At 51.0% G+C, this 26073-nt stretch carries 25 protein-coding genes, 1 tRNA gene and 1 pseudogene; 24 read left to right on the top strand and 3 right to left on the bottom strand.

Features of this window, described 5'->3' with window-relative positions:
• Positions 1–125 precede the first annotated feature (125 nt).
• The 10 genes from yidC (at position 126) to AC3Y2E_RS31700 (ending at position 11373) form a co-directional block, all read left to right on the top strand.
• Positions 126–848 (top strand): membrane protein insertase YidC, encoded by a 723-nt coding sequence (yidC, locus tag AC3Y2E_RS31745; protein WP_190924127.1) that lies wholly within the window; start codon positions 126–128, stop codon positions 846–848.
• A complete protein-coding gene (gene jag / locus AC3Y2E_RS31740) occupies positions 845–1462 on the top strand; it encodes an RNA-binding cell elongation regulator Jag/EloR (RefSeq protein WP_332072317.1) in 618 nt (205 codons plus the stop codon). Before yidC ends, jag begins: the two co-directional genes overlap by 4 nt.
• Positions 1463–1703: 241 nt before the next feature.
• On the top strand, positions 1704–3080 hold the full coding sequence (mnmE, locus tag AC3Y2E_RS31735; protein WP_379217287.1) for a tRNA uridine-5-carboxymethylaminomethyl(34) synthesis GTPase MnmE: 1377 nt from the start codon (positions 1704–1706) through the stop codon (positions 3078–3080).
• A gap of 65 nt (positions 3081–3145) precedes the next feature.
• Positions 3146–5035: a tRNA uridine-5-carboxymethylaminomethyl(34) synthesis enzyme MnmG gene (mnmG, locus tag AC3Y2E_RS31730; RefSeq protein WP_379217286.1), complete on the top strand. Its 1890-nt coding sequence runs from the start codon at positions 3146–3148 to the stop codon at positions 5033–5035.
• 8 nt (positions 5036–5043) lie between these two features.
• On the top strand, positions 5044–5775 hold the full coding sequence (rsmG, locus tag AC3Y2E_RS31725; protein ID WP_379217285.1) for a 16S rRNA (guanine(527)-N(7))-methyltransferase RsmG: 732 nt from the start codon (positions 5044–5046) through the stop codon (positions 5773–5775).
• 520 nt (positions 5776–6295) lie between these two features.
• Positions 6296–7114, top strand: a complete 819-nt coding sequence (noc, locus tag AC3Y2E_RS31720) for a nucleoid occlusion protein (RefSeq protein ID WP_379217284.1) — start codon at positions 6296–6298, stop codon at positions 7112–7114.
• Between the two features lie 681 nt (positions 7115–7795).
• On the top strand, positions 7796–8557 hold the full coding sequence (locus AC3Y2E_RS31715) for a ParA family protein (protein ID WP_332072373.1): 762 nt from the start codon (positions 7796–7798) through the stop codon (positions 8555–8557).
• Positions 8550–9404, top strand: coding sequence for a ParB/RepB/Spo0J family partition protein (locus tag AC3Y2E_RS31710; RefSeq protein ID WP_332072322.1), 855 nt, complete (start codon positions 8550–8552; stop codon positions 9402–9404). The genes AC3Y2E_RS31715 and AC3Y2E_RS31710 overlap by 8 nt, the downstream gene beginning before the upstream one ends.
• Before the next feature lie 109 nt (positions 9405–9513).
• A complete protein-coding gene (locus AC3Y2E_RS31705) occupies positions 9514–10677 on the top strand; it encodes an aminotransferase class V-fold PLP-dependent enzyme (RefSeq protein WP_379217283.1) in 1164 nt (387 codons plus the stop codon).
• A 195-nt stretch (positions 10678–10872) separates the two neighbouring features.
• Positions 10873–11373, top strand: a complete 501-nt coding sequence (locus AC3Y2E_RS31700; RefSeq protein ID WP_379217282.1) for a DUF4446 family protein — start codon at positions 10873–10875, stop codon at positions 11371–11373.
• Here AC3Y2E_RS31700 and yyaC read toward each other — a convergent pair.
• A complete protein-coding gene (gene yyaC / locus AC3Y2E_RS31695) occupies positions 11342–11950 on the bottom strand; it encodes a spore protease YyaC (protein ID WP_379217281.1) in 609 nt (202 codons plus the stop codon). The genes AC3Y2E_RS31700 and yyaC overlap by 32 nt on opposite strands.
• Positions 11951–12216: 266 nt before the next feature.
• On the opposite strand from yyaC, the gene AC3Y2E_RS31690 reads away from it, so the two are divergent.
• From AC3Y2E_RS31690 to AC3Y2E_RS31670, 5 genes and pseudogenes are all read left to right on the top strand, one after another.
• Complete coding sequence (locus AC3Y2E_RS31690) at positions 12217–12474, top strand: putative Se/S carrier protein (protein ID WP_379217280.1); 258 nt, start codon at positions 12217–12219, stop codon at positions 12472–12474.
• Between the two features lie 16 nt (positions 12475–12490).
• On the top strand, positions 12491–13357 hold the full coding sequence (locus AC3Y2E_RS31685) for a mechanosensitive ion channel family protein (protein WP_379217279.1): 867 nt from the start codon (positions 12491–12493) through the stop codon (positions 13355–13357).
• Positions 13358–13380: 23 nt separating this feature from the next.
• Complete coding sequence (locus tag AC3Y2E_RS31680; RefSeq protein WP_379217278.1) at positions 13381–13608, top strand: DUF951 domain-containing protein; 228 nt, start codon at positions 13381–13383, stop codon at positions 13606–13608.
• A gap of 98 nt (positions 13609–13706) precedes the next feature.
• A tRNA-Ser gene (locus AC3Y2E_RS31675) sits at positions 13707–13797 on the top strand.
• 1140 nt (positions 13798–14937) lie between these two features.
• Positions 14938–15080 (top strand): annotated as a pseudogene (locus AC3Y2E_RS31670) (aminotransferase class V-fold PLP-dependent enzyme); the annotation flags it as partial.
• A gap of 197 nt (positions 15081–15277) precedes the next feature.
• Here the strand turns inward: AC3Y2E_RS31670 and AC3Y2E_RS31665 are convergent.
• Complete coding sequence (locus AC3Y2E_RS31665) at positions 15278–15463, bottom strand: YjzC family protein (protein ID WP_332072329.1); 186 nt, start codon at positions 15461–15463, stop codon at positions 15278–15280.
• A 474-nt stretch (positions 15464–15937) separates the two neighbouring features.
• On the opposite strand from AC3Y2E_RS31665, the gene rpsF reads away from it, so the two are divergent.
• The 4 genes from rpsF (at position 15938) to AC3Y2E_RS31645 (ending at position 17729) form a co-directional block, all read left to right on the top strand.
• Positions 15938–16222 carry a 30S ribosomal protein S6 gene (gene rpsF / locus AC3Y2E_RS31660; RefSeq protein ID WP_190924081.1) on the top strand — a complete coding sequence of 95 codons (285 nt, stop codon included), beginning with the start codon at positions 15938–15940 and terminating at the stop codon, positions 16220–16222.
• Between the two features lie 43 nt (positions 16223–16265).
• Complete coding sequence (gene ssb, locus AC3Y2E_RS31655) at positions 16266–16748, top strand: single-stranded DNA-binding protein (protein ID WP_379217277.1); 483 nt, start codon at positions 16266–16268, stop codon at positions 16746–16748.
• 21 nt (positions 16749–16769) lie between these two features.
• Positions 16770–17045, top strand: a complete 276-nt coding sequence (gene rpsR, locus AC3Y2E_RS31650) for a 30S ribosomal protein S18 (protein WP_190924078.1) — start codon at positions 16770–16772, stop codon at positions 17043–17045.
• 186 nt (positions 17046–17231) lie between these two features.
• Positions 17232–17729, top strand: coding sequence for an RNA polymerase sigma factor (locus AC3Y2E_RS31645; RefSeq protein WP_190924076.1), 498 nt, complete (start codon positions 17232–17234; stop codon positions 17727–17729).
• 215 nt (positions 17730–17944) lie between these two features.
• On the opposite strand, the gene AC3Y2E_RS31640 is transcribed toward AC3Y2E_RS31645, so the two are convergent.
• Positions 17945–19177, bottom strand: coding sequence for an SGNH/GDSL hydrolase family protein (locus AC3Y2E_RS31640; protein WP_379217276.1), 1233 nt, complete (start codon positions 19175–19177; stop codon positions 17945–17947).
• A gap of 227 nt (positions 19178–19404) precedes the next feature.
• Here AC3Y2E_RS31640 and AC3Y2E_RS31635 point away from each other — a divergent pair, with 227 nt between their 5' ends.
• The 5 genes from AC3Y2E_RS31635 (at position 19405) to AC3Y2E_RS31615 (ending at position 25895) form a co-directional block, all read left to right on the top strand.
• Positions 19405–20337, top strand: a complete 933-nt coding sequence (locus AC3Y2E_RS31635) for a DUF2232 domain-containing protein (RefSeq protein ID WP_379217275.1) — start codon at positions 19405–19407, stop codon at positions 20335–20337.
• Between the two features lie 22 nt (positions 20338–20359).
• The gene (locus AC3Y2E_RS31630; RefSeq protein ID WP_190924070.1) at positions 20360–22321 is read left to right on the top strand and encodes a DHH family phosphoesterase; all 1962 of its coding nucleotides are present in this window, start codon (positions 20360–20362) and stop codon (positions 22319–22321) included.
• A complete protein-coding gene (gene rplI / locus AC3Y2E_RS31625) occupies positions 22318–22761 on the top strand; it encodes a 50S ribosomal protein L9 (RefSeq protein ID WP_379217274.1) in 444 nt (147 codons plus the stop codon). The genes AC3Y2E_RS31630 and rplI overlap by 4 nt, the downstream gene beginning before the upstream one ends.
• Before the next feature lie 265 nt (positions 22762–23026).
• Positions 23027–24394 (top strand): replicative DNA helicase, encoded by a 1368-nt coding sequence (gene dnaB / locus AC3Y2E_RS31620; protein ID WP_332072334.1) that lies wholly within the window; start codon positions 23027–23029, stop codon positions 24392–24394.
• A 214-nt stretch (positions 24395–24608) separates the two neighbouring features.
• A complete protein-coding gene (locus tag AC3Y2E_RS31615) occupies positions 24609–25895 on the top strand; it encodes an adenylosuccinate synthase (protein ID WP_190924064.1) in 1287 nt (428 codons plus the stop codon).
• The last annotated feature ends 178 nt before the right edge of the window (positions 25896–26073 follow it).

The raw sequence follows: 26073 nt of genomic DNA, 5'->3' as shown, positions 1-26073 counted from the left end.
GGGCCGTTTCACGTCCGTTTCGGTGCCTTTCCCGAGCTATCCGGACAGGGGATTTCCGCCGGAGCAGCTTAATAGATAAAGATTTTAGGAGGACGTTACTTTTGGCCCGTCGTCGTATACAACTTATGCTGCTCTTTGCGGCTGCACTGCTCGTGCTGTCCGGATGCAGCACCATGTCGCCGCATGACAATCCGATTAACCCGGAGAACGGGATATGGGACCGCTATTTCGTGCATCCGCTTTCTACATTGCTGGACTGGTTCGCCAACAATATGTGGGGCTCGTACGGCCTGTCCATCCTGGTCGTCACGATTATTATCCGGTTCCTGGTCCTTCCGCTGACGCTGAAGCAATACCGCAGCTCCAAAGCGATGCAAGCGATCCAGCCGGATATGAAGAAGATCAAGGACAAGTACAAGGACGATCCGAAGAAACAGCAGGAAGAAACGATGAAGCTGTTTCAGAAGAACGGCGTCAATCCGCTCGCCGGATGTTTGCCGCTGCTCGTACAGATGCCGATTCTGATTGCGCTGTATAACGCGATCGTTCGTAACGGCGAGATCAGCTCGCACACGTTCCTGTGGATGCAGCTCGGCGCGCCGGACCCGTACTACGTGCTTCCGACGCTTGCGGCCGCCACAACCTGGCTGCAGCAAAAAGTAATGGCTACTCAAATGACGCCGCAGATGCAAAGCCTCATGATCATTTTCCCGATCCTGATCTTTGTCATGTCGATGAACTTTGCTTCGGCTTTGCCGTTGTATTGGGTCTACAGCAACATGTTTACGGTCGTGCAATCTTATTTTCTATACGGTAGATCAAATCAAAAGGGTGGCCTATCGAAATGAAAACAATCGTTGTCACGGGTAAAACGATCGAGGAAGCAATAAAATCCGGACTGGCCCAATGGAATGTACCGCCGGAGAGGGTGAAGACGCAGGTGCTGGAGCAGCCCTCCAAGGGGCTCTTCGGCCTGATCGGCGCCAAAGACGCGAAGGTGGAGCTAGAACTGATCCCGGACGCGCTGGAGGAGGCCGTCGCGTTTCTGGAAGACGTCTTTCGGACTATGAGCATCCAAGTGAAAATCGATCGTGAACATACCGATGACGGCGTACAGTTTAATTTGAGCGGCAAGGAACTTGGCATATTGATCGGCAGAAGAGGGCAGACGCTCGATTCGTTGCAATATCTGGTCAATATCGTAGCCAATCGGTATTCGAACTCCCATTTGCGGATCGTGCTGGATGCGGAAAATTTCCGGGGGCGCCGGAAGCAGACGCTGGAGGAGCTGTCGGATCGTCTCGCTAAGCGGGTCATCCGCAGCCGCAAAGAGGTCGTGCTGGAGCCGATGTCTTCGCAGGAACGCAAAGTGATTCACTCTCAGCTGCAAAACCATCCGGATGTCAAGACGTTCAGCAAAGGGGAAGAGCCGAACCGAAGAGTCGTTATCGCACTGAGATAGGAGCGGCGATGGATGACCGACTTGTCGCGCTCCATAGCGCGCGTATTTCATGCAATGACTTCGTGTAAGGCGGGAGTCATTGTTTTTGTTTATTTATCAGAAAATATATCGTGAAAGTGGCTCTAAATCTCGATAACCCCCAGCCTTCAAGACGCTGGTAGGCGTTTATCCGGGTCAAAGGAGCAATAGTGGACAGTAAGGACAGTAAGAAACGACAGCAAGAGAAAGGTGGTGTACGGATATGTTAACGGATACGATAGCGGCTATTGCGACTCCGGCCGGTGAAGGAGGCATTGCCGTGATCCGCGTAAGCGGCCCCGACTCGGTGGAGCTGTCGGATCGCATCTTTTCATTTAAAGGCAAGCTGCAAGACGTTCCGACCCATACGGTTCATTACGGCCATATCGTCCATCCGTCGACCGGAGAGAGGATCGAGGAGGTGCTTGTCACGGTGATGCGGGCGCCTCGTTCCTTTACGATGGAGGACGTCGTGGAGATCAACTGCCATGGGGGCATTATTTCGGTCAAAAAGGTTCTCGATCTCGTCCTGGAGCAAGGCGTGAGGCTTGCGGAGCCCGGCGAATTTACGAAACGGGCTTACCTGAACGGGCGGATCGATCTGACCCAGGCCGAAGCCGTTATTGATCTGATCCGGGCCAAGTCGGACCGGGCGTTCAAGATCGCGCTGAAGCAGGTCGAGGGGACATTATCGAAGCAGGTTAAAGTGCTGAGGCACGAGCTTGTAGAGCTGATGGCGCATATTGAAGTCAATATCGATTATCCCGAGCACGATGTCGAAGAACTGACGAGCAACTATATTCAAGAGAAGTGCAACGAGTCGATTGCAGAGGTCGAACGGCTGCTCTGCACGGCCGAACAGGGGAAGATTCTTCGCGAAGGAATCGTAACGGCGATCGTCGGCAGACCGAACGTAGGCAAGTCTTCCTTATTAAATGCGCTGGCGCAAGAGAACAAGGCGATCGTCACCGATATTCCGGGAACGACGAGAGATGTGATAGAGGAATACGTCAATTTGAACGGAATTCCGCTCAAGCTGCTCGATACGGCAGGTCTCCGCGAAACGGAGGACGTGGTGGAGCGTATTGGTGTGGAGAGGTCGAGAAACGCTCTGACCGACGCCGATCTGATCCTGCTCGTACTGAACCGCAGCGAACCGCTTCATGAGGAGGAGTACCGTCTCATTGAGGAAGTCCGGGATAAGCAAAGCATTGCGGTACTGAACAAGACGGATTTGCCTGCGGCGGCCGATCTTGCCTATATAAACGAAAGATTTCCGGCAGACCGGATCGTGATGATGTCGGTTAAGGAAAACGAAGGGCTCGACCAGCTCGGGAAAGCGATCGGGGAATTGTTTTTCGGCGGTCAGCTGGAATCGAACGATATGACGTATGTAAGCAATGTGCGGCATATTCATCTGTTAAAACAGGCGCTGCGCTCGTTAGAGGAAGGCCGGAGCGCCGCCGAGCAGCGGATTCCGATCGATATGATTCAAATCGATATCCGCAGTGCCTGGGAAAGCTTAGGGGAGCTGGTCGGAGACTCCGTAGGCGAGTCGCTGATCGATCAGATCTTCTCCCAGTTCTGTCTTGGAAAGTAATTTATGGATTTTATAAGAAATAGTGGAAGTTAATATAATTTTCAAAGGTAAAGGAGGTTTTCCGTATGAGTTACGATGCAGGCCGGTTCGAGGTGATCGTAATCGGCGCTGGCCATGCCGGATGTGAAGCGGCGCTTGCGGCCGCCCGAATGGGGTGTGAGACGCTGCTGCTGACGATTAATCTCGATATGGTGGCGTTTATGCCATGCAATCCTTCGATCGGAGGGCCGGCCAAAGGCCACGTAGTCCGGGAAATCGATGCGCTCGGCGGAGAGATGGCGCGTAATATCGATAAGACGTTTATTCAGCTGCGGATGCTGAATACAGGGAAAGGACCGGCCGTTCACGCTTTGCGTGCGCAGGCGGATAAATTTTTGTACCAGCATACGATGAAAGAAACGATCGAGCAGCAGGAGTGCCTTACATTGCGGCAAGGCATGGTGGAAGAGCTGATCCTGGAAGACGGCGTATGCGTAGGTGTCGTTACGAAGACGGGGGCGAAATATTTTGCCAAAGCGGTTGTACTGACAACCGGCACCTATTTGCGCGGTAAAGTGATTATGGGCGATCTGATGTACGAAAGCGGCCCGAATAACCAGCAGCCGTCCTTGAAACTGTCCGAGAACTTAAAAGAAATCGGCCTGGAGCTCGTCCGATTCAAAACCGGGACACCGCCTCGCGTGCAGAAGGAAACGATCGACTTCTCCAAAATGGAAATTCAGCCGGGCGATGAGCAGCCGAAATACTTTTCTTATGAAACGCAGCCGTTTGCCCGTGAGCAGCTCCCTTGCTGGCTGACGTATACGTCGGCGACGACCCACGAGATTATTAACAACAACCTGCACCGCGCGCCGATGTTCTCTGGGGCGATCGAGGGAACGGGGCCGCGGTATTGCCCTTCGATTGAAGATAAAATTGTCCGGTTCAGCGACAAGCCGAAGCACCAAATTTTCCTGGAACCGGAAGGGCGCCATACGTCGGAGTATTATGTGCAAGGTTTATCGACCAGTATGCCGGAAGACGTTCAGCTCAGCATTTTACGTTCGGTACCGGGACTTGAAAATGTAAAAATGATGCGTACCGGCTATGCGATCGAGTACGATGCCGTCGTGCCTACGCAGCTGTGGCCGTCGCTGGAAACGAAGCACGTACCGAGTCTGTTCACCGCAGGCCAGATCAACGGAACGTCCGGTTATGAAGAAGCGGCAGGGCAAGGGATTATGGCCGGAATTAATGCTGCGCGTAAAGTGCAAGGGAAGGAACCGGTTATCCTGGAGCGTTCGCAAGGATATATCGGGGTCATGATCGACGACCTCGTCACGAAAGGGACGAGCGAGCCTTATCGTCTTCTCACATCGCGTGCGGAGTACCGGTTGCTGCTTCGTCATGATAATGCGGATTTGCGCCTCACAACGCTCGGCTACGAGATCGGCTTGATCTCTGAAGAGAGATACAAGAAGTTTGAACATAAAAAATCAACCGTAGCTATGGAAATCGATCGTCTAAAGACGACCAAAATACGTCCGGAGCCGCATGTCCAGCAAATGCTGACGGATGCGGGAACGGTTCCGTTAAATAATGCGGTTGAATTAATCTCGCTGCTTCGTCGTCCGGAAATTTTGTACAGTCACATCGAAACGTTGTCTCCTTCACCGTTTGAATTAAATGAAGAGATGAAGGAGCAAGTCGAGATCCAAATTAAGTATGAAGGATATATCGAGAAGCAGCTGATCCACGTCGAACGGCTAAGCAAGATGGAGAAGAAGAAGCTTCCGGAGGACTTGCCGTATGCCGACATTCATGGTCTTGCGAACGAAGCGAAGCAAAGACTGTCGCAAATTCGTCCGATCTCGATCGGCCAAGCTTCGCGTATATCCGGCGTTACACCTGCCGACATCTCCATTCTGCTTGTCTACATGGAGAACTACAACAAAACTGCTGCAACACGAGGCTGAGGCTGCATATGGATCAAATACAATCATTTTTCACAGAGCTGCTCAGTCAAAGACAGTTAATTGTAACGGATACGCAGTGGAACCAGTTCGAGATTTACTTTCGTGAACTCGTCTCATGGAATGAGAAGATGAACCTGACAGGGATTACGGAGAGGGAGCAAGTGTATTTGAAGCATTTTTACGATTCGCTCTCTCTCAGCTTTTATGTGCCATTGACGGACGTTCGCACTTTGGCGGATATCGGTTCCGGCGCCGGCTTTCCGAGCATTCCATTGAAGATTATGTTCCCCCATCTTCAAGTAACTATAGTCGATTCGTTGAACAAACGGATTCAATTTTTAAATCACTTGGTCTATTCGCTTGGTTTGGATCAAGTGTGTTGCGTACATGGCCGGGCAGAGGATGAAGCGCAAAAACCGGAGCTGCGGGAGCGCTTTGATCTAGTAACCGCCAGAGCTGTAGCGAGGATGAACGTTCTGAACGAATTTTGTTTACCCTTTGTCAAGCAAGGCGGTATGTTTGCTGCAATGAAAGGATCAGACCCCGGAGACGAATTGCTGGAAGCGAAGTATAGTCTGAAAGAGCTTCGCGGAGAGGTGGAGGCGAATTATCGTTTCGAGCTTCCTGTCGAGCAGTCGCTCAGACATATCATTGTCATTCGCAAGCTCGCGGCGACTCCGAGGAAATATCCTCGCAAAGCGGGGACACCTTTAAAGCAACCTTTGGTTGGGAAAGTTTAGACTCATTCGGCACGCCACAGGGCACATTGTTCCACGTGAAACATTTGCAAATGTTTCCGATTTGGAGGCAGGAATATGGCTGCTTCTGGAGAATTATTATAGTAGATGTAAAATTGAAACAGGGTAGTGAAGCCTCAATCCGTCCAAGCTATCGATCCTCATTTGTTAGAGTAGGCTGTAAAGGAATCGACAGGAAAGAGGCTTTCTAAAGTGATGGGTAAACCAGGGTGCTCTTATTGAATTGTTGTCTTGTGTGGATCAAAAGCTCAGAGGAGTATCTTCGTGTTACGTACGACTAGTATGTAAAGTGGACGGTTGGATTTTGGGATATGAATGAAGTGTCGTTAGTTATCCGTCAGCTTTGCGTCATTTCTTAGTTTCATGGAACGATCAATAGTTCTGCTTCTGTACATAAAGGGTCGAATCATAGAACGACATCGCGGCAGCCGCTCGATCTGGACGGTGTACCCTCGGTCTATGCGTTCATTGCATGGAAAGGAATAGGGTGATTGGTTTCCATATGAAAGAACAATTTTCCAAACTATTCGGATTCTCGGATCGTACGAACCAGGAGGAAGTCAAAAACATCTCGGTTCATGAAATTGTGCCGAGTCCTTATCAGCCGAGAACCATTTTTGATGACGAACGCATCGATGAGTTGTGTCAAACGATTAAAACTCACGGCGTTATTCAGCCTATCGTCGTACGAGTCCGGAACCAAAAGTTTGAAATCATAGCGGGTGAACGCAGGTGGCGTGCGGTCCGCAAGCTTGGCATGGACACAGTTCCCGCTATCGTACGAGAATTTAACGACGCTCAAGCGGCTTCAATCGCACTCATAGAAAATTTGCAGCGGGAAGGCCTTACCTCGATTGAAGAGGCTGTGGCCTACCAGCAATTAATGGAGATTCACGGCTTGACGCAGGAAAGCTTAGCTCAGCGATTAGGGAAGAGTCAGTCTACCATTGCGAATAAAATTCGGCTGCTCAACCTAAGCGAACCGGTCAAGCAGGCGCTTTTGGAACGGAAAATTACCGAGAGACATGCCCGGGCTTTGCTTGCTCTAGATACAGAAGAGTTGCAAATGAAAGTTCTGGATGACATCATTACGAAAGAATTAAACGTGAAACAGACAGAGGCGCGGGTTAATTTCTACAAAGAAGCCGCGGCTATAAAGAAAAGCAAGCGTGTATCGTTCTCCAAAGATATTCGGCTAGCCTTAAATACGATTCGGCAATCGGTAGAGATGGTGGCTGGTTCCGGCCTGCAGATTAAAACCGATGAGAAGGATCATGACGATCATTACGAATTCATTATCCGCATCCCCAAAAAACATTAGCTATGGCTAAAGAATAACATAGATGAAACACTTCGACTTGAGGCTCCATATGTTGGGGCTTTTCTTTTTCGCTTTTATTGGTTCCGGCACATGAGCGGGGCTGAGGCAAGACGCCAAAGGGGAGGAAGAGGATCGCTTCTGTCGTGGTTATAGAGGATGGCTATTTTACGCTAAGCTATTCATCGAAAGTAAGTGATATTTGGATTTTATCGTGGATTTTATGTGCACAAACCGACATTTTTCTGCGAATTCTATGAGAAGAAGCTTTCGCCTACTGGGTCAACGTGGTATGATAAAAGATAGGCTTGCTTTGTAATTATCGTTTTTTTGTAAACGATAGTTTGGTTGTTAATAAGGAATTTGTTGGGTTTTGAGTTATTATATTGATCGGATGACGTTGCAATCAATCACGATGACTCTATGTGGTATGGATATCTTATTAATTCGTTATATGACCTGAAGCTTCCATCGCGTGAATCGGTGCGTTCTGTAGAATCTTGTGTAGGGTAGATGGCTTGAATCGTTGGATAAAAGTCTGCACTTTGAAGTATTGTCGGGTTAATACATTCAGTTCGATTCTGCTTTCATAAGAAACTATACATGACGGTTTTCGGAGCGTTGTGTTCATGGAACGGAATTCACGGCATTGCTGTGGATGGATTATTGATTGAGGTGAACATGTTGGCTAAAATAATAGCTGTTACAAATCAGAAGGGCGGAGTCGGGAAGACAACGACTTCCGTCAATCTGGGTGCCTGCTTGGCCACGCTGGGCAAACGAGTATTACTTGTAGATATCGATCCGCAGGGCAATACGACTAGCGGGATTGGAATCAATAAAGCGGATGTCGTGCACTGCATTTACGATGTAATCATTAATGATGTCCATCCGAAGGACGCAATCGCAGATACGGCTATACCGAATCTGAAAATTATCCCGGCAACGATTCAGCTCGCAGGTGCGGAGATCGAGCTTGTCCCGACGATCTCCAGAGAAGTGCGGTTGAAGAAATCGCTTCATCTGGTCAATCATATGTTTGATTACATCTTGATCGACTGTCCGCCATCGTTGGGTATTTTAACGATTAACTCTTTGACCGCGGCTGACTCGGTGATCATTCCGATCCAATGCGAGTATTATGCGCTCGAAGGACTTAGCCAACTGTTGAATACCGTTCGCTTGGTGCAAAAACATCTCAATACGACGCTGCAGATTGAGGGCGTTCTGCTGACGATGTTTGATGCCAGAACGAATCTGGGAATTCAAGTTATCGAAGAAGTGAAGAAGTATTTTCAGCAAAAAGTGTATCAAACGATTATCCCTCGTAACGTGAGGTTGAGTGAAGCGCCCAGTCATGGGGAATCCATCATAACATACGACCCGCGCTCCAAAGGCGCGGAAGTTTATATGGAATTGGCGAAGGAAGTGATCTCCTATGAGTAAACGACTCGGTAAAGGATTAGATGCTCTTATCCCGTCACTTCATGTAAATGAAGATGATAAAGTGATCGAAATTCCTTTGAAAGAGCTTCGTCCGAACCCTTACCAACCACGTAAAAATTTTAATGAAGATTCAATTAATGAATTGGCTCAATCGATTAAGGAACATGGCGTTATTCAACCGATTATCGTTCGAATCGTCTTAAGAGGATTCGAGATCATAGCAGGGGAGAGAAGATTCCGCGCTTCCCAGCAATGCGGTCTGGAGAAAATCCCTGCAGTTGTACGTAAGTTTACCGATCAGCAAGTTATGGAAATTGCACTTATTGAAAATGTGCAGCGTGAGGATTTGAATGCGATCGAGATAGCGAATGCGTATCAAGCGCTAGTCGACCAATTCCAGTACACTCAAGAAGAGTTGTCGGTGAAAGTCGGCAAGAGCCGCTCTCATATTGCTAACTTTTTGCGGCTACTTCAGTTGTCCGAAGAAGTTAAACAACATGTTTCACGTGGAACATTATCGATGGGTCACGCGAGAGCAATCGTGGGAGTTAAGGACGATAAGCTAAAAAAAGAGCTTGCAAACTTGACGATTAAGAACGAATGGAGTGTTCGCTTCCTTGAGGATTACATCAAGCAGATGGAAGACGAGAAGCAGCCGCAAAAAGCAAAGACCAAAGAAAAGAGGAAAGACCCGTACATCAATCAGGTAGAGGAAACGCTACGGGACCGCTACCGGACTACTGTTAAAATTAAGCATCAAAACGATAAAGGAAAAATTGAACTGCTTTATTATTCGAAGGATGATTTGGAACGGTTGCTGGAGCTACTTCAGGGGAAAATAAGCTAAAGATAGTAAGGGCCAGAGCATACCAAAGATGTATCCCACCCTGGGGTCATGATGAGGTATGCTTTTTGGACTGTAAAACGGAATTTCAATGCAAAAGGAGGAAGAAGCGATGGATGTTAAATATTTCGATCATGCTGCATCGTCTTGGCCGAAGCCGCCTGCCGTATGGGAAGCGATGAACCGATGCTTACTGGAAGCGTCGGCCAATCCAGGGCGTGGAAGTCATCAGATGGCTGTCAAAGCCAGCCGTGTGTTGTTCGAAACGAGAAGTGCTTTGGCCAAACTGTTTCAGATTAAAAATCCGAACGATATCAGCTATGCTTTAAATACGACGATGGCACTCAATCAGGCGATCAAAGGATATGTCAAAGAAGGAGCTCATGTTATTTGCACCAATGTGGAACATAACTCGGTTAGAAGACCTCTGGAATATTTGAAGCAGCGCTACCGGGTACAAGTAACTTATGTTGAAGCGGATGTAACGGGGCAGATCGATGTTCAAAATGTGATTCAGGCCATTCAATCCAATACGACGCTGGTCGTATGTAACCATAGCTCCAATCTGCTAGGGACGATTTTGCCGGTTGAGCAAATCGCAGAAGCGATCAAGGGGAGAGGAATTAAACTGCTCGTTGACGCCGCTCAGACGGCCGGGATTATCCCTTTAGACGTACAGCGGATGGGAATCGATATGTTAGCCTTTCCAGGCCATAAAGGGCTGCTAGGCCCTCAGGGAACGGGGGGGCTCTATCTCCATCCGGAGCTTGAATTGGAACCGCTGCTTCACGGAGGTACGGGCAGCCAATCGGAGGAAATCAATCAGCCGAGCGTGCGTCCCGACCGATACGAAGCAGGAACGCCCAATACGGTAGGAATCGCCGGTCTGAAAGAAGGAGTCAAATTATTACTGAATGAGGGAGTCGAGGCGATCCATACTAAAGAATGGCGGCAAATTCAAACACTGATGGAAGGGCTGCAATCGATCGAGGGGCTCAAGCTGCTAGGTCCGGCTATCGGCGAACCTAAAACCGGAATAGCCGCATTCGTGCTTGATAAGGCCGATTGCTCGGAAGTCGCGTTTATCCTGGATCAAAGTTTTGGCATTGCGGTACGTTCGGGTTATCATTGTACACCGTTGGCTCATGAGGCCGCAGGCTCTAAAGGAACAGGAGCGGTACGAGCAAGCATCGGTTATTATACGACAGATGGCGAAATCAACGATTTTGTTGCAGCTATGCGTGAGATCGCGAAGCACTACAAGCAGATGGAATAAACCAAAACAGATTTGGGTTCCTTATGGGAAAGCAAAAATGTTGGTTAAATCGGGGATAAGCTTGCAGGTGCTAATTGAAGGGAAGAGGCGAGATAAAGAACATTTCCCGAATTTCGCAGATTCGCAGCGGATAATCACTTAGGAGCAGTAAAAGGGGAGCTAACGCACCAATAAAGTTCAGAAAGGAACAAAAGCATGAACGAATGGCTGAATTCGCTGCAACCGTCCGTATTACTCGCACTAATGCTCTTGATCACGATCTTGTTCTTCCTATTCGTCATTGTGCTTTCAGCAAAGTTAAAGAAGCTCAGAAAAACATACACGAAAATGATGAGCGGACTACATGTAACGAATGTGGAAGAAGCGCTGTTGCAGGTGCAAGAGAAAATCGACAAGTTAACTGAAATAAACGGCAGCAATCAAAATCGGCTCCAGTCGATCGAGGAAGCATTGAAGTCGATGAAAGCGCACGTGGGCGTTTACCGGTACAATGCATTCGGCGATCTGGGAGCCGAAATGAGTTTTTCTGTAGCCATCCTAAGCGAGCGTCAGGACGGAGTTGTGCTGACCGGCATACATAACCGGGACGACACATTTATGTACGCTAAACCGATTACGGCAGGGCAATCTCAATATAGACTGACTCCTGAAGAGGAAGAAGCGATTAGTCGATGTTCGGCACTTGAGCGGAAGTAATCCGTCTCGCAATGAGAAGTGAACGGAAGATGGAGCGTGAAATGATCTCGGACATGTTCATGACTACGCTGAGACGAGTATTTTGGAGAACGAAATATTCCATAAAGCCGCCGACGTTAACAATGCCCGTAATGTGCATATCCCCAACCGGGGGAAGCTCTTTCTGAACTCCGGCACCAGGCTTCACCGGACCGTCCGCCACCGTAATACAGCCGACGCTGGACACCTGACCGAGGCATGCATCCAGAGCAACGATGAACGGAGAGTCGTACAGACGATCGATCTCTGCAATCGTATCGGCTAAATTCATCGCATGTACCGGTTCGTCAAGAGTACCGAATAGGTGTAAACCGCTATAATGATATTTGCGAAGCTGAGTGCCGATTAGAGGCCCGAGCGAATCGCCGGTTGAGCGGTCAGTGCCGATACAGACGAAAACAATTTGCCGACGGGAAGGGACTTGGGTAAAATACTGGTATAGCCGCTGTGTCAGTGCCTCGACCACGTTTGCATCGCTGTAATTAAAACGGGTTGAGGCCGTATCGGTTTTGTTTAGAAAGCCGAGTGGAAATTTCATGAGTGCTCCTCCTGACAAGCGTAATAGTTGAGGATAATGACAAGGACAAGCTTAATCAGAGCAGTCCGCGGCCCAATATGCGAAGTGAAGGTTTCACGATGTTGATGGAGCCGGGTTCCACATGTTAAAGACATATGGCTGCCAAATCTCTCGTAAACGGTAAGTACTGGTTTTCTTCCTAGTATACGAATATGAGAGCTTGTTTATACGTTGGAATCGAGAGAATCGGACAAACATTTTCGGGTCATCCGGCCGGAGGTATACATATGGAAACGATGCTGATCGCATTCGACTCGACCCAGCAGGCACTCCGGACGGAGATGCTGCTGGAGTATGCGGATGTAGAGATTGACATAAGGCCAACCCCCAAGCAAATCACGGCGGGCTGCGCTTTATCGATTGAATTTCCGGGTGAGCACTATGAGCAAGTAAAGTCGATCATCCGAAGCGAAAAGGTAGAAATTCGCGGAATTTTCAGACAAATAAATGAAACGTATGAATTGATGGACGGAGCAAATCCGTAAAAGGGAGAGAGTGCGGATGCAAGGCGAACCTATCATGGCGCTTCTGTTAAAGATCGGCGGCTGGGAACAAATTAAGCGGGAGACGTGGGATTTTATTGTTAGTCCGGCTAACTGGACCATCTGGATGACGGTAGCGATCAAAGTATTGGTCATTTACATAGCGGGCCGGACGGTGACGGCCGTTACAAGGCGGGCTGTCGCTCATATGGTAAGGGAAAGAGAAAAAAGCCCGCTGAAGTTCGACCCGAGAAGAACGAACACAATCGGCAGGCTGATCGGAAACGTAATCACGTATACGGTTAATTTTTTTGTTATCATTCTCATCTTGTCCCAATTCGGATTCAATCTCGCTCCAATCCTGGCCGGCGCCGGAGTTCTCGGTCTTGCTATCGGGTTCGGTGCGCAAAGTTTGGTCAAAGACGTAATTACCGGCTTTTTCATTATTTTCGAGGATCAGTTCGCAGTAGGAGACGTAATTCAGACCGGGGCCAATAAAGGAACGGTCGAAGAAATCGGCATTCGCGTAACCCGGCTGCGCAGCGCCAGCGGAGAAATTCATATTATTCCGAACGGGCTCATTACCCAAGTGACGAACTTCTCCACGCATAATTCTTTAGCGATTCTCGATGTAACCGTAGCCTACGATACGGACTTGGAGAAAGCGATGGAGATTACGAAGGATACGGCCAAAGAGGTATATCATCATAGCGACCTGATTGTGAAGGAACCGGTGATTCTCGGCGTTCAAGCGGTAACGAATACGGACGTAACGATGCGTATAACGGCGGAATGCCGCCCTAACGCCCAACCGGAAGTTATACGGCTGCTAAATATGGAGCTGATGCGTTCACTGGAGCAGCACGGTCTGAAGAAGATCGGATAAAGCGCAGGAGGGGAAGGGAAGACGTGGAAAGAAAACAGTTTGATCTGGGCGATGTCGTACAAATGAAAAAACCGCATCCATGCGGTACGAATGAATGGGAGATCATACGGATGGGGATGGATATCCGGATCAAGTGCGTCCACTGCAAGCACAGCGTTCTGATACCGCGCGCCGAATTCGAGAAAAAGATGAAAAAGGTGCTGCGTCCGGCTGCTTTCGATCCGGCGCAATCCGGTCCGGAAGAGCACTAAAAAATCTTTTATCAATATCGATTAGACCACTTGCGAAAGGTGAAATGAGTGTGCTATAATTGCTCTTGTCCTCATTTTTGAGTGACATAGGCTGATGCGGAAAGGTACCCAAGAGGCCCAAGGGGGCTGACTCGAAATCAGCTAGGCGTCGCAAGGCGTGCGTGGGTTCGAATCCCACCCTTTCCGCCATACATACACCCATCAAGCGATTCCCTCGGGAATCGCTTTTTTAGTTGTTGAGGCGCACATAAAGCGCGAATGAGACGGAATAAGCCCATTGACAAGGAAGGAACCCGGGGAACTACGGTGGATAAGACGTACAAGGCCTCTGAGAGGCGTCACAACGCGTGAGAGGGCTGATGGGCCCCTGAACCTGGGATTGAATGATATGACGCCGAGAAGGCCAGCAGCCGCGCTAGGCAGCCGCAGTCTGGAGCAGAGGATTATGGACCTGCTGAGGGGGCGATCTGCGGAAGCAGAGGTTGCGTAGGAAGAGATGCGATCACTATAGCGAAGAGGAAGGGAAGATGAAGGGAAGGGGATGCAGGAGAAAGCAGGGGAAGGCAGAAGAAGGCAGAAGAAGACAGCAAGATTGAATGGGGAAAATTTGATTAAGCAATAACGGAACACCATAAGAAAAAATAAATTCAGCCCGAGCAAGCGGTTGCGGTATGGGCGGCCGTACAAAGTGAAACAGAAAAGCGGCAAATAGTTAATGAGCAAACGAGCGTGTCAGAAAGGGATTCGCGAAGAGAGTGGGGGAATAGGGAAAGACAGTGAGCATTATCCACAGCCTTTAAACTGTGGATAACGAAAAATTACAAAGTTTTTTGTGTTTTCAGTGGTTATCCACATGTGAATAACTTTCCGAGGTGAAAGAAAAGTTTTTCTGCGCTGCTTCTAGCGGGGAAGGAACCAAATAAGAGCGGTTTGTGAGGCTGTCGATTCATTATGGACAACCAAGTGGAAAGGGAAAAGATTACCTTCTGGCGAGTTTTGTCTGGAATCCCCTACCTTACAATCCTTATGAAATCAAGGGATACAGGACACCTGTTTGAGTAGAAGAAGGTAACTTTTCACTTGGAACGGCCTGCGAACACTTCTACACAATGAATCGACAGCCTTGTTTTGTATCCTTTATTTTGTCCGAAAACCCGCCTGCACACGGAATAAGGGCGGGTTGAAGCTGCTAAAATTCGTGAAAAGAGTGCAAACCCATTAATAGCTTGAAATAAGGGGGGCAAACCGCCTTTATTCGTTATGATTTCCAAAAAGGTCCCAACATAGATGGTACCAAAGACTTCTATTTTATTAGGCAGCTCGTTCCGTATAGACGTACAGCGGATGGGGATCGATATGTTAGCTTTCCAGGCTATAAAGGGCTGCTAGGCCCTCAGGGAACAGGAGGGCTCTATCTTCATCCGGAGCTTGAGTTGGAACCGCTGCTTCATGGAGGTACGGGAAGCCAAACCTCACCAACGAGCGGAGGTAAAGAAGGTACCCATTGCCTCCACGCACAAACGTAAGGGCGTACACGAAAAAAGACCGGCCGGACGCCTTGACCTACCGGATGATTTCCCTTAACGAGCAGAAATACTCAAATCCGCTGAAAACTTGTAACATCAGCATCAAAAAAAGACGCCCATGTGATGGCGCCTCTTACGCAGAATCATTCATTCCCTTTTCGGGTCCATTTCCGGTCCTTGTTGGTGGTCTCCGGAAATTTGTCGCCTTCCTTCATTTGAATCTGCTTCGGGTTCGTGATGCCCATATGAAAATCATTTTCGCCGATCTCGATATAGGTTCCGTTATTCGGAGCTCTCATCCCCGGCTTAAACTCGGTTTGCTCTCCCACTGGTTTCACCTCCGGTAACTTGGACAGAATGGATACAGATCGAAGCCGGCCACCAAGGTTCAAACCGAGGATTCGGTTGAGGTAAACGCGCTTCGTTATGAGATTAGGTTGCGAAAGTGCGGCCGAAATCATTCGAAGCGGAGCGACCATTTTTTTCATGGGTTTTAACAATTTTAAATTAACGCGTTAAAGTGGAAGTGCGCATGTGATGAGGGTGCACGGATTTTACTCTTCCTTATAGGACATGTTTCAGAAGCGCTCCTCTTTATAAGGGGGGCGTTGTGAGTGCCAATCGTTTCTTGAAGAAGTTGTTGGGTGTTCTGCCAATGAGTTGAGAAGGGACAACCGTTCATTTCGACTTGTATTGAAGAGAAGGTTTTGATATAGTTATATGGTGCGAGTTTTGACAGCAAAGCCCGCTCCTTGCTTCCGAAGCATTCGGAAGCCGCTAAGTCCAAAAGGAGGTGAATATTCATGCGCAAATATGAAGTGATGTACATCATTCGTTCGGACATCGAGCAAGAAGCTGTTCAAGCGACGATCGAGAAATTCCAAGGCATCATCAACAACGGTGGCGAAGTTACAAAGCACGACGTAATGGGCAAGCGCCGTCTAGCGTATGAGATCAACAAGTTCCGTGACGGGATTTACGTGTTGGTGCATTTCAACGCGACTAATGACGTTATTGTTGAACTTGATCGTGTAATGAAGATTTCCGATGAAATCGTTCGTTACCTGATCGTCAGAGACGTAGCTTAATCGTTCGTAAGTGATGTAGTCGATCGTTAGGGAGGGGTTTCGATTGTTGAACCGTGTTATTCTGATCGGCAGGCTTACCCGTGATCCGGAGCTGCGATATACGCCAGCAGGCGTAGCTGTTACGCAGTTTACAATTGCGGTAGACCGACCGTTCTCGAACCAGCAAAACCAGCGTGAAGCCGACTTCATACCGGTAGTCACTTGGCGGCAATTGGCGGAAACTTGCGCGAACTACTTGCGCAAAGGCCGGTTGACGGCGGTCGAAGGCCGGATTCAAGTCCGCAATTACGACAACAACGAAGGCAAACGGGTATACGTGACTGAAGTTATCGCTGATAACGTACGTTTTCTGGAATCGGCGAACAGCGGCGGCGCGAACCGGGATGAATTCGGAGGCGGCGGAAATAGCGGCGGTAGCGGTGGGGGTAACAGCGGCGGCCGATATGGCGGTACGCGGGACAATCAGGATCCATTCTCGGACGACGGAAAACCCATCGATATATCCGATGATGATTTGCCATTCTAGGCAGAAAGGAATGAATCTCGCATGAACAACAGACGTGATGGCGGAGAAGAGCGCAGCGAACGTAAGTTCTCGAAAAAAGGCGGACGCAACAAGCGCCGCAAAGTGTGCTACTTCACTGTAAATAAAATTACTCACATTGACTATAAAGACATCGAAACGCTGAAGAAATTCATCAGCGAGCGCGGCAAAATTTTGCCACGCCGTGTCACGGGTACGTCCGCGAAATATCAGCGCATGCTGACAGTCGCGATCAAGCGTTCTCGTCAAATCGCTTTGCTTCCGTATACGACGGAGTAGTCTGTACAAGGTACGGAGCAGCAGAAAGACGGAGCTTACAGGCTCTGTCTTTTTTGTTTTTCAATCAAACATACACATTTTTCGACATTTTAAGAGAAAGTTAAGAATTCCGGTCATTTCTCCTTAAGGTTTGCCAGTTACAATGAAACTCGTAAGCGAATAGGAGAAGAAAGAGGCTGGCCGGATATGAATCGGTGTGGAGAACAAACGTTCCAAAACATATATAATTTATACCAGGTACCGTTGCACCGGTATTTGGCTAGAAGAACGGGCAACGAGAGCGATGCGGCCGATTTGGCCCAGGAGACGTTCGTCCGGATGTACGAGAAGCAGGTGCAGCCGGATACGGCCAAAGCGTGGCTGTTTAAGACGGGGTACCATCTGTTCGTAGACCAGTGGCGCAAAAAGCGCAGAGCCGTACATGTTCCGCTGGACTCGGTCCCGGAGATGCCCGTGCTCGACATGTCGCCGGAAGGCGCTGCAATGGGGGCGGAGCTGCGGATGGAGATCGGCCGCGCTCTGAACGAGCTGAAGCCGAGAGACCGTACCGTGCTGCTTATGCTCGCTCAGCGGGGACTGTCGTACAAAGAGATTGCCGAGCATATCGGCGTATCGGAGAATGCGGTCAAGACACTGGTGCACCGGGCCAGGAAACGGATGCGGGAGCTGCTGGAAGCCCGTTGACCGATCCCGTAACGATCCATAAGACATTGACCTAACTGACCTAACAGGGGCTGTCACAACAGTCATTTAGCGATTTTCTGTGCCCCGATTCGACTCGATTTGCTTGAGAAAAAGGACCTCAGCCTCCGCTTTACAGGGAGATTGAGGTCCTTTCGTGTGTAAATTCGGACATTCTCATGTCATGCGAACATATTCGGAACAGCCTCTATGGCTGTTCAGGGATTAATATAAGCGGTTCGGCTCTGCGGGACGTATTGGACATCGAAGCCGAGCCCTTCCGCCATGAGCCGGAGCGGAACGTACGTTTTCGTCTCCCCGGCGCTCTCATACGAATATGGGGCAGCGGTGGTGATCGTTTGCGGTACGCCGTTAACGGAGATCGTCGTTGAACCGATGTCGAGGGCAACCGCGTTGCCTTTGTAACGGACGGTAGTCGTCCTTGTCGTGTCGTCCCAACTGACGACAGCCCCGAGCGCCTCCGAATATTCGCGGAGCGGAACGAACGTGCTGTCTTGCAATAACGCCGGCAGGTGAGGCGTATTTACGGTATGGCCTCCGACAACGACGGTGATCGGCTCGGTCGGCTTCATATCTTTCCGGTATTCGCCCCAGATCGCTTTGGCGAATTGTTCGGCGATTACTTGATAACCGTCCTGGTTCGGGTGAATGTCCTTCTGCGAGATGTGGGTGTACGTCCCTTCGCTGCCGACGAAGGAATCGGCTACCGATACGGCGGTTGCTTGGAAGCCGTCCTTTTGGAACTTCTGAGCGATTTGCCCCAAAGTGGCCGAGAACAAATCTTTTAACTTTTGCAGTTTGTCGTAATTTTTGTACAGCTGGGGAGCGGGCGAATATTGATCCGCTACGTACACCCGGACGTTTTTGTTGATGGCGAATATATTTTGAAGGGTAGCGTTCAAATTCTCCGTGTAAGTTTTCATCCAATTATCCGTAAAAGCAGCCAGCTGTTCGTCGCTCATCGTATCGACCTCGGTTATAATCTCCTTGCCGAAGTCATTGCCGCCGATCGTAATGGTAATAAGCGTTGCGGCCGCAATGTCGGCCTTGATCTGCTTCGTATTGCTGACGACCTGGTCGGCTCTCGGATCTGCGAATGAAGGCTGCAAATCGGACGCTTTGACGGGCTTCTCGTCAGCGACGGCTTGGATGAACTTATTCAATCCGGTGCTGGTCATGCCGCCGATGCCGTAATTGGTCAATTGGACCCGGCCGCGCATCAGCGCCTGCTCGTACAGGCGGTCCACAAAACCGTAAGGGACGGACTCCAGCGTCATGCCGGGCTCAAAGCCGATCGTCAGCGAATCGCCGAAGGAAACGTAGGTTTCGGCGGCCGAGGGCTTGGTTTCCGCTCCCAGGGCGGCAGGGACCCATACCGTAAGCAGCAGGACGAGGGCCAGCAGGGAAGATAAGGGGCGTTTTACTTTCATTTACGTTCCTCCGATACATAGTGGATCTAGATGACATACTAAATTCGACTCCCGGTACGCGTTCCCCTGCCGGACGGTTGCAAAAACGGCCGTTTTTTTCGGCTGGGAGCGACGACAGGACAGTGCCCACGGTTTATGCTATAATTTGTTTCATAACCGAATGGGGCCGGTCGTGCAAGGCGCGAAGGACGGAACAACCTGATTCGTTCGTTAAGAGGTGACGTTTGTTGAACAGGCAAGCCTTGTTGTGGAGCCTCATCCTGATGGTGCTGCTCTTGCTGCTGTCTACATCGCTGGTCATGGTCGCGATGAGTTTGGCGATGATCCCGGTGGTCTATTTGTTCGTCCGGCTGGATACGAAGAAATTCGTCGTTTATTATGTATTGTCGCTGCTTGCCCTTTATGCCGTCACCGCCATGTTCGGAAGCGGAACGTTAGGAACGGTAGCTGTCGTCTTTTCGCTCGGGCTGCTGATCCCCGCTATTGTGATGGGTGTGCTGTATAAGAAGAAATCGTCCGCCAGATCGGTCATTACGGGCGGTACGGTAGCGTTTCTCGCGCAGCTGCTTGTTTTTTTGCTTCTGCTGACGCTGTTCGGGGTTCAGGTTACCGATGAGATCCGGCAGTTTATGAGAAGCAGCCTGGAGACCGTACCTGCCGAGCTTAGAGAGCTGATTCCGGCTACGATGATCGATCAGATTATCGATGTGATGGTACAGATGCTTCCGCTGTATCTGATCGGAATATCGGTGTACTACAGCGTCGTCACTCACTGGCTCGCCCGCAAAGCGCTGAACCGCAGCGGAGAGTCGATTCCCGGACTGCGTCCCGCAAAGGAATGGATGCTTCCCAAATCGTTCGTCTGGTATTACCTGATTGCGCTTGTGCTGAACCTGATCTTCCTGGAGCCCGACGGCTCTATGATCGTCATGATGCTGCTTAACGTGATGCCGATCCTGATGGCGGCTTTTACGGTTCAAGCTTTTGCATTTTTCTTTTTCCTGGCCGATGTGAAAGGGTGGTCGAAGGCCGTTCCGGTCGTACTGGTGATCGTGTCGGCGTTCCTGCTTCTGCTGCTGCCGGGAATTATTCAGCTGTTCACCTTGCTTGGGTTGTTCGACGTCGCTTTTCCGATCCGCAGCAGAATGAAGAAATCATAGACATGTAGGAGCGAGAAGACGTATGCCGAAGTACTTGTTGAATCGTTGGCACGGCCTTCATATTTATTGGTTGCAGGTCGTCATCCTCCTGTTGTCGGTTGCCCTCTTTTTCTTCGACTGGATGCTGGGAGCGGCCGGGCTTGTTACGGGCGGGGTACTCGCGTATTACACGCTGGCGGCGGAACGGACGTTTCGCAAAGGACTGAACGAATATGTCGCAACGCTGTCCCATCGGATCAAAAAAGCAGGAAATGAAGTATTTAATGAAATGCCGATCGGCATCGTGCTGTATGACGAAGAGAAAACGATCGAATGGCATAACGGATTTGTAGCCGAGATGCTGGACCGCGAATCGGTGATCGGCGAGCACCTTCACCAGGTGCTGCCCGGACTTAAGGGCAAGGACGAGAAGGAAAGCAAGCTGGAGCTGGCTGTAGGCAAAAAGATTTTCCAGGTGCAGGTGAAGGCCGAGCACCGCCTGCTTTATTTTCAGGACGTAACCGCTTTTTCGGCGTTGTCAAAAAAGCATGAAGAGGAACGAATCTCGACCGGCATCGTCATGCTCGACAATCTGGACGAGGCGACCCAGGGGATGGACGACCAGAGCCGCAGTGTCATGCTGGCCAAGGTGACGAGCGAGCTGACCGGATGGGCCCAGAAAAACGGCGTATATATTCGTCGTACCGCATCCGACCGGTTCCTCATCTTCATGACGAACAAATCGCTCCGGCAGCTCGAGCAGTCGAGGTTCGAGATTCTGGACGATGTCCGCGACCTGACGATCGAACACAAGCTGCCGCTGACACTCAGCATCGGGATCGGCGCAGGCGTCGACAGCCTGATCGAGCTCGGCCAGCTGGCGCAGACGAGTCTGGATATGGCGCTCGGCCGCGGCGGCGATCAGGCGGCGGTGAAGGTCGGACAGCGGCTCTCCTTTTACGGAGGCCGTTCCAATGCGGTGGAGAAGCGTACGCGGGTAAGAGCCCGCGTCATCTCCCACGCTCTGCGCGACTTGATCCGGGACAGCGATAAGGTCATCATCATGGGTCACCGTATCCCGGACATGGATTCGATCGGAGCAGCCATCGGGGTGCTGAAGGCGGTGCAGGTCAGCCAGAAGGAAGGCTACATCGTACTCGAGGGCATCAATCCTTCGATCCAGAAGCTGATGGAAGCGATCAAGGAAGACGAGAAGCTGTACCGGTGGTTCATTACCCCGGAGCAGGCGATGCAGATCACAACGCCCCGCAGTCTCGCCGTAGTCGTCGATACGCATAAAGCCTCGATGGTAGCCGAACCGAAGCTGCTGCAGCTGACGCACCGGATTATGGTCATTGACCATCACCGGAGGAGCGAAGAGTTTCTCAGCGAGGCGATCCTCGTCTACATGGAGCCGTATGCTTCGTCTACGTGCGAGCTGGTGACCGAGCTGCTGCAATATTTCCACGAACGTCTGTCGATGGACGTGCTGGAAGCTACGGCGCTGCTCGCGGGCATCGTCGTCGATACGAAAAGCTTTGCGCTCCGTACGGGGGCGCGCACGTTCGAGGCAGCTTCTTTCCTAAGAAGAAGCGGAGCGGATTCCGCGCTTATCCAGCGAATGCTCAAGGAAGATCTGGAGCAGTACATCCGCAAGGCGGAGATCATCAAGCATGCGGAAATGCTGTACGGCCATATTGCGGTAGCGACCACGACGCCGGGGCGCAAATATTCCCAATTGCTCATTGCGCAGGTTGCGGATACGCTTATTAATATGACGGATATTATGGCATCCTTCGTCATCAGCGAACGAACCGACGGGCTGATCGGCATAAGCGCCAGATCGCTCGGACAGATCAACGTCCAGGTTATCATGGAACGGCTGGGCGGAGGAGGCCATCTGACGAACGCGGCCACACAGCTGGAAGGCACGGTGGAGCAGGCGCTCGCCAAGCTGAAACGAGTACTGAAGGAAATGGATGAAGAGGAGGGGTTGTTCGAATGAAAGTTATTTTTCTGAAGGACGTTAAAGGACAAGGCAAAAAAGGTGAGATCAAAGATTTGTCGGAAGGGTATATCCGCAATTTCCTGCTGCCCAAAGGGCTTGCCGCGATCGCATCGGAAGGCAACGTCAAACAGCTGGAGCACCAAAAGCAGTCGGAAAACAAGCGCAAGGAGAAGGAAAAAGCCGATGCGCAGGAGCTTGCAGCCAAGCTGAACGAGATGACCGTCGTCATCAAGTCGAAGGCGGGAGAAGGCGGCCGGCTGTTCGGTTCGATCACGAGCAAGCAGATCGCCGAAGAGCTGGAGAAGAAAGGAATCCACCTCGACAAGCGGAAGATCGAGATGGCCGATGCGATCCGTTCGATCGGAACGATGACGGTGAAGGTCAAGCTGTACCCGGACGTTGCGGCGCAGCTGCGCGTGCAGGTTACGGAGGAGTAAGGAAGGTATATAAGTTGAACTATTACACTTCTGTGATTAGCTAAATGCAATGGAGAAAAGAAATTAGCTTGAAAGCGAGTTTTGGCTAAGGGCTTTCGTCAGTAAGCCGCTTCGGAAGGATAGGCTCCGGTGTCAACAGTCCGAAGGCCAATCTAATCCGGGACACTCAAAACAAGATGTTTGAAGCTTCAAGCAATTTTTTTCGCAATGGAATGCACTTCAAATCAATAGTTCAACTTATATAGAAACGAAAGAGGGAGACGGCATGAACGGGGAACTACTACTGGAAAACCGCATCCCTCCGCAAAATCTGGAAGCGGAGCAAGCGGTACTCGGCGCCATCCTGCTCGATAGCGATTCTCTGATCACCGTTATGGAGAGGATCGGAAGCGACGATTTCTACCGCACCTCGCACCAGCATATATTCGGTGCCATGCTGGAGCTGGCGCAGCAGAACGAGCCGATCGACCTGATCACGCTGACGGCGCGTCTTCAAGACAACCAGCAGCTTGAACATATCGGCGGGGTCAGCTACCTCAGCCAGCTGGCAGGCGCCGTTCCGACGGCCGCTAACGTGGATTACTATGCGCAGATCGTCGAGGAGAAATCGATGCTGCGCCGGTTGATCCGGACGGCGACGCAGATCGTCACCGACGGCTACGCGGGGGAAGAAGATGTCGGAAGCTTGCTCGGCGACGCCGAGAAGCGTATATTGGAAATCTCTCAGCGCCAATCCGGAAGCGGGTTTATCGCGATCCGCGACGTGCTGATGGAAGTGTTCGAGAAAGTCGAGTATTTGTATGCCAATAAAGGCGGCACGAGCGGCATCCCGTCCGGATTTCCCGATCTGGACAAGATGACCTCGGGCTTCCAGCGTTCCGACCTCATCATCGTGGCGGCTCGTCCTTCCGTAGGCAAGACGGCCTTCTCGCTGAACATTGCGCAAAATGTCGGCGTGAGGGCCAAGGAGACGGTCGCCATCTTCAGTCTCGAGATGGGCGCCGCGCAGCTCGTGCAGCGGATGATCTGCGCAGAGGCCAACGTGGATGCAACCCGCATGCGGACCGGGCATCTCGAAGGCGACGACTGGGAGAAGCTGACGATGGCCATCGGGACGTTGTCGGAAGCGAACATCTATATCGATGATTCGCCGTCCGTAACGGTTGCCGATATTCGCGCCAAATGCCGCCGGCTGAAGCAGGAGAAGGGGCTTGGCATGATTCTGATCGACTACCTGCAGCTCATCCACGGCCGCGGCAAAGCGGGCGAGAACCGGCAGCAGGAAGTATCGGAGATCTCACGTACGCTTAAGCAGATCGCCCGTGAGCTGAACGTGCCGGTCATCGCGCTGTCGCAGTTAAGCCGGGGCGTCGAGCAGCGGCAGGACAAGCGTCCGATGATGTCCGACCTTCGGGAATCGGGCTCGATCGAGCAGGACGCCGACATCGTAGCGTTTCTGTACCGGGACGATTATTACGACAAAGAGTCGGAGAAGAAAAACATCATCGAGATTATTATCGCCAAGCAGCGGAACGGTCCGGTCGGGACGGTCGAGCTGGCTTTCCTGAAAAATTTCAACAAGTTCGTAAGCCTCGACCGTTCCCACCAGGAAGCGGCGGCAGGAGCCGGATAACGCACCGGTACCGGCAAACGGAACGAAGCAGCGGCACTTATCGGTCCCTTTATAGAAAATATGTATGAATTCCGAACAATCGCACAGACTACTGTGTGATTGTTCGCTTTTTATTTGACTTTGAATAGGCCGACTGGTACACTGAACATGGCCGCCTTGACGAGACGAAGCGGTGATCTCGGTGCTCGTCACACCTTTAACTGGGGGTATGTGCATGTCAACCGTAGTTGTAGTCGGATCCCAATGGGGCGATGAAGGGAAAGGCAAAATCACCGACTTTTTGGCGGAGTCCGCTGAAGTAGTCGCACGATATCAAGGCGGGAACAACGCCGGACATACGATTTTGATCGAGGATAAGAAGTATAAGCTGCACCTGATTCCGTCGGGAATTTTCTATACGAACAAGATTTGCGTGATTGGCAACGGCATGGTGATTAATCCGGCCGCTCTGATCGAAGAGATCCAATACATTCACGATAACGGTTTTACGACCGACAACCTGAGAATCAGCGACCGCGCGCATGTGATCATGCCGTATCATCTGCTGATCGACGGTCTGGAGGAAGACCGCAAAGGCGCGAACAAAATCGGCACTACCCGCAAAGGGATCGGTCCGTGTTATATGGACAAGGCGGCCCGCAACGGCATCCGTATCGCCGATCTGATGGACGCCGAGGAGTTCGAGCGCAAGCTGCGCCACCTCGTAGCGGAGAAAAACACGCTGATCGAGCAAGTGTACGGCGGCCAAGGGCTTGAAGTGGAATCGATCCTCAAAGAATATCTCGGATATGCGGAGTTCCTCCGCAAGTACGTAACCGATACGTCCGTCGTGCTGAACGATGCGATCGATCAAGGCAAGCGCGTATTGTTCGAAGGCGCGCAAGGCGTTATGCTCGATATCGACCAAGGCACGTATCCGTTCGTTACGTCGTCCAACCCGACCGCCGGCGGCGTATGCATCGGCTCGGGCGTAGGCCCGACCAAGATTCACCAAATTATCGGCGTTGCCAAGGCGTACACCACCCGCGTAGGGGACGGACCGTTCCCGACCGAGCTGAACAACGAGACGGGCGATTGGATTCGCGAGAAGGGCAACGAATACGGTACGACGACGGGGCGTCCGCGCCGTGTCGGCTGGTTCGACAGCGTAGTCGTCCGTCACGCAAGACGCGTCAGCGGAATTACCGGCCTGTCGCTGAACTCGATCGACGTCTTGTCCGGTCTCGATATGGTCAAGATCTGCACCCATTACGAATACCGCGGGGAGAAGATCGACTATTATCCGGCGAGCCTGAAGATGCTGTCCGAGTGCACGGCGGTGTACGAGGAGCTTCCGGGCTGGAAGGAAGACATCTCCGGCGCGAAGTCGCTCGAAGATCTTCCCGAGGCGGCCAGACATTACGTAGAGCGGGTATCGCAGCTGTCCGGCATCCCGATCTCGATCTTCTCGGTCGGCCGCAACCGGGAGCAAACGAATCTGGTACGTCCGGTTTACGCGTAAGCGCGTAAGCGGACATCCTAATAAGCCGTCTGTACCGGCCTTGGGCCGTACGGGCGGCTTTTTGTGCGCTTGGCAGCGCTTCGACTAAGGAGTGAAAGTCTCCTCTACACCGCGTGGCGGCGGAAGTAGTAGCTGACGCATAGTGCTCAGTCCGTGAGGATGGGTGCGGAGGTAGCGA

This window comes from Paenibacillus sp. MAH-35 (assembly GCF_058135425.1).
The sequence above is the reverse complement of the archived record's forward strand: the minus strand, read 5'-3'. Positions and strand labels throughout refer to the sequence as shown.